Source organism: Luteimonas huabeiensis HB2 (assembly GCF_000559025.1).
Classification (GTDB): domain Bacteria; phylum Pseudomonadota; class Gammaproteobacteria; order Xanthomonadales; family Xanthomonadaceae; genus Luteimonas; species Luteimonas huabeiensis.
The window spans coordinates 183,661-191,500 of the sequence record NZ_JAAN01000026.1; the positions used below are offsets into that span (position 1 = coordinate 183,661).

Genomic DNA, 7,840 nt, shown 5'->3' on the forward strand with positions numbered 1-7,840 from the left:
GGTGCCCGCCCGGCGCCTGCGGAATCTGCTGGCTCGCGCCGTGGCGGTCGCGCTGTCGGCGGCGTGCGTGATCGGGCTGCTGGCCAGCGAGGCCACCTGGCGCGTCGATACCTGGATCTACGATGCCCTGGTCTCGCATCGCGACCAGCCGGTGGACGAGCGCATCGTCATCGTCGCCATCGACGAGCGCAGCCTGTCCGCGCTGGGCCGCTGGCCGTGGTCGCGCGGGCTGCATGCCGATCTGCTGGCGCGGCTGCGCGAGGCCGGCGCGCGCGGGGTGATCCTCAACGCGGTGTTCGCCGAGCCCGCGCGCGACGACGCCGCCGGCGACGCGCGCCTGGCCGCCGCGCTGGCGGCCGCCGGCAACGTGGTGCTGCCGGTGATCGCCGAGCCCGCCGAACCCGGCGGGCTGCCGATCGAGGTGCTGCCGATGCCGGCGCTGGTCGCCGCGGCCGCCGGCCTGGGCCACGTGGAAGCCGACATCGACCGCGACGGCATCGTCCGCCAGACCGGCCTGCTGGCCGGCCTGGGCGATCCGCACTGGCCGGCGCTGGCGCTGGCGCTGCTGCGCACTTCGGCCGGCGCGGGAACCCCGCTGCACGGCGATGCGCCGCTGCCCGGCCTCCCGGCGCCGGCCGATGCCGAGGCCTCGCCCTACCAATGGACGCGCGACCACCGGGTGCGGATTCCCTACGCGGCGCCCGGCGCGTTCCCGCGGCTGTCCTATGCCGACGTGCTCGCCGGCGACGTCGATCCCGCCGCGCTGCGCGGGCGCTGGGTGCTGGTGGGCACCACCGCCGCCGGCATCGACCACGGGCTGCTGACCCCGCGCTCCCACGACGGCCACGCCCTGCCCTCCATCGAATACCACGCCAACCTGCTCAACGCGCTGGCGCGCGGGGAGACCATCTCCGCGCTGTCGATCCCGCGGCAGTGGGCGCTGTCGATCCTGCTGGCGCTGCTGCCGCTGTGCGCGCCGCGCGAACTGCCGCCGCGCCGGCGCGGCGCGCTGATCGCGGCGACCGCCGCGGCGACGCTGCTGACCACCGCGCTGCTGCTGCACTTCGCCCGCCTCTGGTTCCCGCCGACCGCGACGCTGGCGGTGCTGGCGGCCGGCGCGCTGGCCTGGACCCTGTGGCGCCTGCGGCAATCCCAGCACCTGGCGCACTCGGATGCGCTGACCCTGCTGGCCAACCGCCGCCTGTTCGACCTCGCCCTGGAACGCGAGGTGCGCGCCGCGCACCGCTCGCAGCAGCCGCTGTCGCTGCTGATCATCGACGTGGACAACTTCAAGCACTACAACGACCGCTACGGCCACCGCGCCGGCGACAGCGTGCTGCGCCGGGTGGCGATCGCCATCGGCGCGCAGGCGCGGCGGCCGCGCGACCTGGCCGCGCGCTACGGCGGCGACGAGATGACCGTGATCCTGCCCGATACCGACGCCGCCGCCGCGCTGGAGATCGCCGAGGCGATGGTGCGCGACGTGCGCGCGCTGCGGATCCCGCACGAGGAATCGGGAATCGCGCCCTGGGTGACGCTGACCATCGGCGTGGCCACCTTCGTGCCCGGCGGCGACCGCGACGACACCGACCTGCTCGAACGCGCCGACGCCGCGCTCTACCAGGCCAAGCGCGAGGGCCGCGACCGCGCCCGCGGCGCCTCCCCGGGCGCCGCCGGCTGACCGTGCCGGCGCCTCGGCGCCGCGATGGCGTGAAAGAAGCGTTATCCAACGCCCGTGACCTTCGACACCCATGCGCGCCCGCCGGCAGGCGTACATTGCGCGCACGCCCGCACTGCGGGCCTCCTTTTTCCCATTGCCCGCCAGGGCGGAGTACACCGTGACCCCCAACGCTCCGAAGATCCTTCTCCTGCCGCTGGCGCTCGCGCTGGCGCTGTCGGCCTGCAGCCGCGAATCCTCCGCGCCCGCGGCCGGCGCCGAAGCGGCCAAGCCCACGCTCGACGAGAGCGCGCTGCCCCCGGTCAACCGCTTCCAGCTGGCCGACCTCGGCGAGCCCGCCGACGCCTGCCGCGACCTCAACGCCTACGCCAACGGCAAGTGGCTGGCCGCCCACCCGATCCCCGGCGACCGCACCTCCTGGGGCTCGTTCGAGATGCTGGCCGAGCGCTCGCTGGCCGCGCAGCGCCAGCTCGCCGAACAGGCGGCGGCGGATGCGGACGCCACCGGCGTGGAGAAGATCGTCGGCGACTTCTGGGCCACCGGCATGGACGAGGCGGCCATCGAACGCCAGGGCATCGAGCCGCTGCGCGACCGTCTGGCCGCCATCGATGCGCTGACCGACACCGCCTCGATCGCCGAGCACCTGCGCGCGACCGCCGCGCGCGGCGAGAACGTGCTGTTCGGCTTCGGCGCCAACGCCGACTTCCGCGATTCCGAGGTCAACATCGCCTACGCCGTGCAGGGCGGCCTGGGCCTGCCCGACCGCAGCTACTACTTCGACGAGGCGCACCGCGACAAGCTGGCCGCCTACCAGCGCCACGTCGCGCGCGTGCTGGAACTGTCGGGCGTGCCGGCCGAGGCGGCCGCGCAGCAGGCCGAGGCGGTGGTCGCCTTCGAGACCCGGCTGGCCGGCAATTCGCGCTCGCGCGAGGAACTCTCGCGCGACGCCTCGCTGATGTACAACCCGGTGAGCCTGGCCGAGGCCGACGCGCTGACCCCGAACTTCCCCTGGACCCGCTTCTTCGAGTCGCAGGGCGTCCAGCCGCCGCAGACCTTCTCGCTGGCGATCCCCGCCTTCCACCAGGAAGTGGACGCCATGCTCGCCGAGGTGCCGGTCGAGGACTGGAAGGCCTACCTGCGCTTCCACACCGTCGACAGCGCCTCGCCCTACCTGTCCGACGCCTTCGTGCAGGCCAACTACGCGTTCTACGGCAAGACCCTGCGCGGCCAGCAGGAGATCGAGCCGCGCTGGAAGCGCGCGCTGGGCACCCTCAACGCAAGCGTGGGCGAGACCCTGGGCCAGCTCTACGTCGAGGCCGCGTTCCCCGCCGAGTCGAAGGCGCGCATGGAGGAACTGGTCGGCAACCTGCGCGAGGCGCTGAAGCTGCGGCTGGAGAAGCTCACCTGGATGGGCGAGGAGACCAAGCGCAAGGCCATGGCCAAGTGGGAGACCTTCACGCCCAAGATCGGCTACCCCGACACCTGGCGCGACTGGAGCGGCCTGGAGACCGGCCGCGACAGCTACATCGCCAACGTGCTCGCCGCCAACGAGTTCAACTACAAGTACGACCTGGCCAAGATCGGCAAGCCGGTGGACCGCGGCGAGTGGTTCATGTCGCCGCAGACGGTCAACGCCTACTACAACCCGCAGGCCAACGAGATCGTGTTCCCGGCCGGCATCCTGCAGCCGCCGTTCTTCGACCCCGACGCCGACGACGCGCTCAACTACGGCGGCATCGGCGCGGTGATCGGCCACGAGATGATCCACGGCTACGACGACCAGGGCAGCCGCTTCGGCCCGACCGGCAACTTCGAGAACTGGTGGACCGAATCCGACGCCGCCGGCTTCAAGCGCCTCACCGACCGCCTGGTGGCGCAGTTCGACGCCTACGAGGCCGCGCCCGGCCTGCACGTCAACGGCAACCTGACCCTGGGCGAGAACATCGCCGACCTCGGCGGCCTGGCGGTGGCCTACGACGCCCTGCAGCGCGCCCGCGAGGGCCAGGAAGACCCGAAGGTCGACGGGCTGACCCAGGACCAGCGCTTCTTCCTCAACTGGGCCACGGTCTGGCGCCGCAACTTCACCCCGGAGGAACTGAAGGTGCGCCTGACCACCGACCCGCACGCCCCGGCGAACTTCCGCGCCATCGGCGCGCCCTCCAACCTGCCCGCCTACGCCGCCGCGTTCTCCTGCGAGGCCGGCAGCCCGATGGTGCGCGAGGGCGGAGAGCGCATCGTCATCTGGTGACCGCCACCGGCGGCGCGGGGCCGGCCCGGGTGCCGGGCGAGTCCCGCGCCGACCGGCCAGGAAGACGAAAGGCCCGGGCGATCCGCCCGGGCCTTTTCCGTTGCGCCGCGCGAGGCCCTAATCGCCCGTGGTGACGAACTCGACGGCCGCGTCGCGGCGGAACTCCGCCTGGCTCTCGGAGATCACGCCGCCGACTTCCTCGCGCCCGAGGATCTCGTGCATCAGGCGGTCCGCCGCGTCGGCGATCTCCTGCTCGGTCGCGTCCGGGTTGGCGGCCACGTAGGCCTGCAGGCCGATCTCGATCTCCTGCTGGACCGCGTCGCCGGCCTGGGTGGTGAGATGGCTGATCGTGGCCTCCTTCTCGTGCTGCAGCCCCGGCGGCACGTCCATATTGCGCGCGTTCTGCAGGTCCTCGGCCGCCTGGTTGGTCGCCTCGGCGGCGGCCTCCGGCGTGGCGGGATCGGCCACGCCGTCGCCGTCCGCATCGGTCTCGGGCCAGCCGTTCTCGTCGGTGCGGACGTACGTGCCATTGGCCAGCTGCACCGACGAATCCGACTCGAACGGCCCCGAGGTCTCCGTGTACGGGCCGTCGTTGGACACCGCGCCCGGCGCGTAGTCGTCCAGGTCGACGCCGTGCTGCCCGGCCGTCGCGGCGTTGACGGCCTGCTGGGTGCGGAAGTCCATCGAGTAGTCGTCCATGCCGGCCGCGACCTCGGTGCGGCCCTGGATCTGGTGCTTGAGCCGGTCCGCCTCGGCCTGAATCTGCTGCGGGGTCGCGTCCGGGTTGGCCGCCAGGAACTCCTGCAGGCCCGCCTCGATCTCGGTCTGCATGGCCTCGAAGAACGTTTGGTTCGCCTGCTGCACGGCCGCGTCCTGCTCGGACTGCATGCCGGGTGGATACTCGGCGTCCTTCGCGTCCTGGACCGCCTGCGCGGCGGCGTCGGTGCTTTCCGCGGCCTCGGCCTGCGTGGGCTGTCCGTCCGCCCGGTCGGCCTGCCCGCCGTCGCCGGGCGGCGCGTCCTCGCCGATGCGGACATAGATTACCTCGCCCTCGTAGACCAGGTCCGGATCGCGCCCGCCGGCCTGGCCGGCGTACGGGCCGAGCTCGTCGGGGAACTCGGCGAGGTCGCGGTCGGTGATGAACTGCGGGTTGTCCTGCAGGAACTGCACCCGGTCGTCCGGATTCGTCCAGTCGAGCCCGTGCCTGGCCATGATCAGGCTGATGTACTCGCCGTCGCCGACCGGCACCGCGGTGGCGCCCTCCGGCGCGGCCTGCCCGTCCGCCCCCAGGCCCTGCTCGGCCTCGGCGGGCGAGGTGTAGCTGATCTGCTCGGGGCCCTTGTATGCGATGCCGCTCATGTCGCCGCTCATGCGCCGTCCCTCCTGCAAGCCGTTCGGGACCGATCGCCCCTGGCCGGCATTGCAGCGGACGCGCGAGCCGCGACGCAACTGGGGGCGGCCCCAGGGCCGCGGGCATCCTGGACGCGCCCGCGGGCGGGCACTGCGCGAACCGGCCGATCGGCAGGGCTGCCGAACGCGTCGCAAAACCGCACCCCGACCGCCGGCGAAACCGCGGACGTCGCGGCGCTTCGGCGCCCCGCCGGGCCAGTGCCGGGATGCCCCGCCGGCCGTCGCGCGCGGCCGCCGGCCGGCTTGCTAGACTGCCGCGCCGCGCGACCCCCGCACCGAACCGCACGCCGCACCGGAGCCCGCAATGCCCATCGACCGTCCGTCCGCCTTCGCCCGTCCCGCCCTGCTCGCCGCCGCCGTCGCCCTGCTGCTGGGCGTGGCCGCCGACGCGGACGCCCAGCGGCGGCGCGGCCGCACGCCCGCGCCGCCCCCGGGCCCGACCGCGTGCACGGACTTCTACAGCTTCCACAACAAGGACTGGCTGGCCGCCACGCCGGTGCCGGCGCAGGGCGCGGCGACCGCGCTGGGCGAGCTGCAGCAGCGCGCGCTGCAGCAGCAGCGCGACCTGCTCGACGCCGCCATGCAGCAGCCGCAGAACAACGTGCAGAAGCTGCTGGGCGACTTCTGGGCCAGCGGCCTGGACGAGGCCGCGGTGGAAGCCGACGGCGCGCAGCCGATCGCGCCGCTGCTGGCGCGCATCGACGGCATCCGCCGCGCGCGCCACATCCCGCCGGCGATCGCCGCGCTGCACCAGGTCGGCATCCCGGTGCTGTTCAACTTCAGCGCCGACGTCGACCTGGCCGACCTCGGCCGCCACATCGGCTACTTCACCCAGGGCGGCCTGGGCCTGCCCGACCCCGCCTACTACACGCGCGGCGACGCCGACGCCCAGGCCCTGCTCGGCCGCTACCGCGACTACGTCAAGAGCATCCTCGCGCTGACCGGCGTGCCGGAAGCGCAGCTCGACGCCGCCGCCGCGGCCGTGATCGACCTGGAGACCCGCATCGCGCAGAAGTCGCGCGACCTCAGCCTCACCCGCGACCCGCGCAGCCACTACGCGCGCGTGGCCGTGTCCGAGGTCGACAAGCGCTACCGCCGCCTGCAACTGGCCGCCTTCCTCGAGGCGCAGGGCGTGCAGGACGACGCCATCTCGCTGACCACGCCCGAACTGTTCGCCGAGCTCGACGCCCTGGTCGGCGCGCTGCCCGCCGAGCAGTGGAAGCACTACCTGCGCTTCCACGTCGGCAGCGCGATGGCCCCCTACCTGTCCAAGACCTTCCGCGACGCCGACTTCGCCTTCCGCGGCCGCGTGCTGCGCGGCGAGACCGCGCCGCCGCCCCGGCAGGCGCAGGTGCTCGACGCGATCAACAAGGCCGCCGGGCCGATGCTGGCGCGCGAGTACGTGGCCCGCTACCTGCCGCAGGCCAGCCGTGCCCGCGCCGAGGCCATCGCCACGCAGGTGCGCGACGCGCTGGTGCGCGGCATCGACCGCAGCACCTGGATGAGCGAGGCGACCCGGGCCGAGGCGCGCGCCAAGGCCTCGGCGATCCGCATCGAGATCGGCGCGCCGGTCGACGACATCGACTACAGCGTGCAGCCGATGGGCCGCGGCAGCTTCGGCGGCAACATGCTGATCGCCTCGACCTGGCGCCATCGCGAGGAGATGAAGCGCATCGGCCGCGCCGACGCCGACCGCCGCTGGGACGTGCTGCCGCAGCAGCCCGCGCTGGCCTACGACATCGCGCAGAACCGGCTGATCGTCTCGGCGGCGGTGCTGCAGCCGCCGGTGTTCGACATCGCCCGCGAGCCGGCAGCGCACTACGGCGCCTACGGCGCGCTGGTCGGCCACGAGCTCAGCCGCAGCGTGGACATCCGCGGCCGCGTGGTGGACGCCCAGGGCAGCGTGCGCACCTGGTGGACGCCGCAGGACCTGGCCGCCTGGGAAGGCATCACCGCACGGCTGGCGGCGCAGTACGGCGCCTATCCCTATCCGGGCGTCACCGCCCTCAACGTGGACGGCGCCCGTACCCGCGACGAGAACGCCGCCGACCTGGCCGGCGTGGAACTGGCCTGGGACGCGCTGTCGGCGGCGACGCCGGAGCTGCCGCCCGAGGCCTCGCAGCACTTCTTCGCCGCCTGGGCCGAATTGTGGCGCCAGCAGGCGTCGCCGGAAGCGGCCAACCGCGCCGCGCTGACCGCGCCCAACGCGCCGGGCCAGTGGCGCACCAACGGCCCGCTGGCCAACCTGCCCGCCTTCGGCGCGGCCTTCTCGTGCAAGCCCGGCACGCCCATGCAGCGCGCCGAGGCGGACCGGGTCTCGATCTGGCGCCAGCCGTAAGGGCTGGCGCCGCACCCCACCGCAAGCTGGGACCCTCTCGTCTTTCCCTGCCCCCGCAAGCGGGGGGCACGCGGTTTTTTCCCTTCCCCCGCAAGCGGGGAGCATCCTGATTTTCCTTCCCCCGCTTGCGGGGGAAGGTGCCGAAGGCGGATGGGGGCACGCCGCA

General features: G+C 73.7%; 4 protein-coding genes. 3 read left to right on the plus strand and 1 reads right to left on the minus strand.

Annotated elements, in window-relative coordinates; genetic code table 11:
- Positions 1–40 precede the first annotated feature (40 nt).
- Positions 41–1,681 carry a CHASE2 domain-containing protein gene (locus Z164_RS22470; RefSeq protein ID WP_160170690.1) on the plus strand — a complete coding sequence of 547 codons (1,641 nt, stop codon included), beginning with the start codon at positions 41–43 and terminating at the stop codon, positions 1,679–1,681.
- Between the two features lie 157 nt (positions 1,682–1,838).
- A complete protein-coding gene (locus tag Z164_RS0111670; RefSeq protein ID WP_043689938.1) occupies positions 1,839–3,926 on the plus strand; it encodes a M13 family metallopeptidase in 2,088 nt (695 codons plus the stop codon).
- Positions 3,927–4,043: 117 nt separating this feature from the next.
- Here Z164_RS0111670 and Z164_RS0111675 read toward each other — a convergent pair whose 3' ends face one another.
- Complete coding sequence (locus tag Z164_RS0111675) at positions 4,044–5,285, minus strand: hypothetical protein (RefSeq protein ID WP_152540930.1); 1,242 nt, start codon at positions 5,283–5,285, stop codon at positions 4,044–4,046.
- Between the two features lie 355 nt (positions 5,286–5,640).
- Here Z164_RS0111675 and Z164_RS0111680 point away from each other — a divergent pair, with 355 nt between their 5' ends.
- Positions 5,641–7,674, plus strand: a complete 2,034-nt coding sequence (locus Z164_RS0111680; RefSeq protein WP_024890877.1) for a M13 family metallopeptidase — start codon at positions 5,641–5,643, stop codon at positions 7,672–7,674.
- Positions 7,675–7,840: the final 166 nt, after the last annotated feature.

Excerpts from the sequence above, each read along its gene's own strand:
- Z164_RS0111675 (WP_152540930.1), bottom strand. The coding sequence starts at position 5,285 with ATGAGCGGCATCGCATACAAGGGCCCCGAGCAGATCAGCTACACCTCG.
- Z164_RS0111680 (WP_024890877.1), top strand. The coding sequence starts at position 5,641 with ATGCCCATCGACCGTCCGTCCGCCTTCGCCCGTCCCGCCCTGCTCGCC.